The 2842-nt window shown below is 62.3% G+C and carries 4 protein-coding genes; all 4 read right to left on the minus strand.

What is annotated here, in order from left to right; all coding sequences use genetic code 11:
• Positions 1-44: 44 nt before the first annotated feature.
• Complete coding sequence (locus FXB41_RS40105) at positions 45-338, minus strand: hypothetical protein (RefSeq protein WP_007590556.1); 294 nt, start codon at positions 336-338, stop codon at positions 45-47.
• The gene (gene tnpC / locus FXB41_RS40110) at positions 338-1951 is read right to left on the minus strand and encodes an IS66 family transposase (protein WP_219685683.1); all 1614 of its coding nucleotides are present in this window, start codon (positions 1949-1951) and stop codon (positions 338-340) included. Before tnpC ends, FXB41_RS40105 begins: the two co-directional genes overlap by 1 nt.
• Before the next feature lie 72 nt (positions 1952-2023).
• Positions 2024-2371 (minus strand): IS66 family insertion sequence element accessory protein TnpB, encoded by a 348-nt coding sequence (gene tnpB / locus FXB41_RS40115; protein ID WP_007591027.1) that lies wholly within the window; start codon positions 2369-2371, stop codon positions 2024-2026.
• Positions 2368-2757, minus strand: a complete 390-nt coding sequence (gene tnpA, locus FXB41_RS40120; RefSeq protein WP_007591026.1) for an IS66-like element accessory protein TnpA — start codon at positions 2755-2757, stop codon at positions 2368-2370. Before tnpA ends, tnpB begins: the two co-directional genes overlap by 4 nt.
• Positions 2758-2842 lie beyond the last annotated feature (85 nt).

Genomic DNA, 2842 nt, shown 5'->3' on the forward strand with positions numbered 1-2842 from the left:
CCCTACGCGGTAGGCCGCAGCGCGCTGATCTTTCCAGTTAACCGTTAGAGCTCGTCGGACTCCTCGGTTTTCGGCTTCATCGTCGCAGCGAGCACTTGGCGGCGTTTTTCGATGATGCTAGGGTCCTCTTTGTGGATTGCGATCAGCTCTTTGAGGTTCTCGATCCCCTCATCGGTGAACGCCATCACCCCATCTTCACCGACGCCCACGACCCATAGCTGGCCATCCTCGGGGTCCATTTCTTCGGCGACCTCGAACAGCCATTCCTCGTCTTCTCCAAGCATCTCGGCGACATGGCCGAGGGTAAACACGTGGCTGACTTTGTTGACGGGCCCCATCAAGCCGCCTGCGCCGCGAGGCCTTGCTGTTGCGCAATCTTCCAGTTCCAGGGCAGCAGCTCATCGAGCCTGTGGGCGGGGTGGATGGCGATGCGAGCGAGTACATCGGCAAGCCAGACCTGAGGATCGACGTCGTTCATCTTCGCAGAGACGATGAGGCTATACATGGCGGCGGCACGACGCCCTCCGCGGTCGGACCCGCAGAATAACCAAGACTTTCTGCCCAATGCGATGCCGCGCAGCGCTCTTTCGGCGGCGTTGTTCGAGAGACAGACGCGGCCATCGTCGAGGAAGCGCGTGAAGGAGCCCCAGCGCTTGAACATGTAGTTCATGGCCTTGGCCAGATCGTGACCGCGGGAGAGCTTGGCGCACTGCTCACGCATATAGGCTTCCAGATCGGCAACCAACGGAGCGCTCTGCGCCTGGCGGACAGCCTCTCGGTGGTCGGCGCCTTGGCCATTGATCGTGCGCTCGATTGCGAAGAGGGCGTCGATGCGACGCACGATCTCGATCGCAATCGGCGAGAGGGCGATCTCCTTCTTGCCAGCAGCCTTACGTCGCGCGTTTTCCTCAAGATCCGCCATGGCGAAGAACGGGCGCCGGGCATGCACCCAACAGGCCGCCTCCCTGATAGGCCCAGGACTTCGCGGGGGCTCGTAGAGTTTGGTGTATCCGCCGAAGGCGTCGGCCTGCAGGATACCGCTATAGTTGGCCAGATGCGCCTGCGGATGCTCGCCCCTTCGATCGCGCGAGTAATAGAACATTGCCGCCGGCGGATCTGAGCCGCCGAAGGGGCGGTCGTCCTTTACATAGACCCAGCATCGAGCGACATCGCACTTGCCCAAGGCCAGCACGGGCACGGTGGTGTCGTCGCCGTGGAGGCGTTCGGATGCCATGACGTGGGCTTCCAACAGACGCAACAGCGGCTCCAATACCGTGCAGCACGCTCCGACGGCGTCGGCTGCGGTCGACAGACTGATCGGCACGCCTTCCAACGCGTAACGCTCGGTTTGCCGGTTCAGAGGCTGATGCTGGCCGAACTTCTCATAGAGCAGCATGGCCAGCAGGCTCGGCCCCGCCCACCCTCGCGGGATCACATGGAATGGCGCCGGTGCCTGGCTGATCTTCTCGCAGTCGCGGCAAGAGAACTTCTCGCGCACCGTCTCGATTACCTTCCACTGACGCGGCACCGATTCCAGCGTTCGGGTCACATCTTCGCCGAGCTTGCGCAAGCGATTGCCGCCGCAGCATTCGCACGCCGTCGGCGGATCGATCACCACCCGCTCGCGCGGAAGGTGGTCTGGGAACGTGTTGCGCTCAGCGCGCTTGCGCGTAAATCCGTCAACCGTAGTCGTTTTGGCGACTGCCTGCTCCGCCGCCAATTCGTCTTCCGTCGCGTTAGCTTCCAATTCTTCGAAGGTAAGCGCCAGCTGGTCGATCAACCGCGCCGAGCGCTCCGATTTCTGGCCGTAAACCTGGCGCTCGAGCTTCGCTATCCGCAAGGTCTGCTGCACAATCAGCGCGGCGTCCTCCGACGCCTTTGCCCGCGCTACCGCCAGCTCCGCTTTCAGCGCGGCGTTTTCTTCGGCAAGAGCGGCGCGATCAGCATCCATGAGACGAAGTGAATCATAGTTTTAGTGATTTGCGGCACCCCAAAATACGCGGGTTTCCACATTTTTCTTCGCTCATCCCGCCCTTGTCGGCCGCCACGTCAGTTGTGGATTGCGCCAATCGATCCCTTCGAGCATGTACGCCATCTGCGCCGCCGAGATCGACACCGCGTCACCTGACGCCGAAGGCCAGATGAACTTTCCGCGATCCAAGCGTTTCGCATAGAGCGACAGCCCGATCCCGTCATGCCAGAGGATCTTTGCCAAATCGCCACGCCGGCCTCGGAAGATATAGAGATCTCCGGCGTGGGGATCCCGCTTCAGGCTCTCCTGAACCTGCAAAGCCAGACCCTGCATGCCGCGACGCATGTCGGTGTGGCCGGTTGCGATCCAGACTCTGACGCCACCCGGTATCGGGATCATCGCCGGCTCAGAACATCAAGGACCCGCCCCAACGCGTCAGCATCGACGTTCTCGTCAACGCTGACACGCTTGCCGCCACCGAGTTCGATCTCGATCAGGCCCCGGCGCCTCCGGGGCGAAATCACCGCTGGGGCTTCAATCGATGGAACGCTTTCGGTCGCACCCGGGGTGAGCTGAACAGGGACAAGCTTCGGTCCCGCCGAAACGACACTCGCCAGGCGCGCCCGCCGCCGCCACGTGAACACCAAACTCGTCGAAATGCCGTGCCGCCGCGCGATCTCCGTCACAACCGCGCCGGGCGCCAGCGTCTCTTCGATGATCCGCATCTTATCGTCGCGAGACCAGCGACGACGACGCTCAACCCCGCCCAGGACCTCTACCCGCATCTACCGACCTTAAGGCTAGCCTTAAAGCTAGATCCTCGTCGGATACCTGCAACTCAACAAGGCGGCCCACCCCGGAGGAATACGC

It is taken from the genome of Bradyrhizobium canariense (genome assembly GCF_019402665.1).
Classification (GTDB): domain Bacteria; phylum Pseudomonadota; class Alphaproteobacteria; order Rhizobiales; family Xanthobacteraceae; genus Bradyrhizobium; species Bradyrhizobium canariense.

Bases quoted from the DNA above. Each gene is read 5' to 3' on its own strand.
- FXB41_RS40105 (WP_007590556.1), bottom strand. From the start codon at position 338: ATGGGGCCCGTCAACAAAGTCAGCCACGTGTTTACCCTCGGCCATGTC.
- tnpC (WP_219685683.1), bottom strand. From the start codon at position 1,951: ATGGATGCTGATCGCGCCGCTCTTGCCGAAGAAAACGCCGCGCTGAAA.
- tnpB (WP_007591027.1), bottom strand. From the start codon at position 2,371: ATGATCCCGATACCGGGTGGCGTCAGAGTCTGGATCGCAACCGGCCAC.
- tnpA (WP_007591026.1), bottom strand. From the start codon at position 2,757: ATGCGGGTAGAGGTCCTGGGCGGGGTTGAGCGTCGTCGTCGCTGGTCT.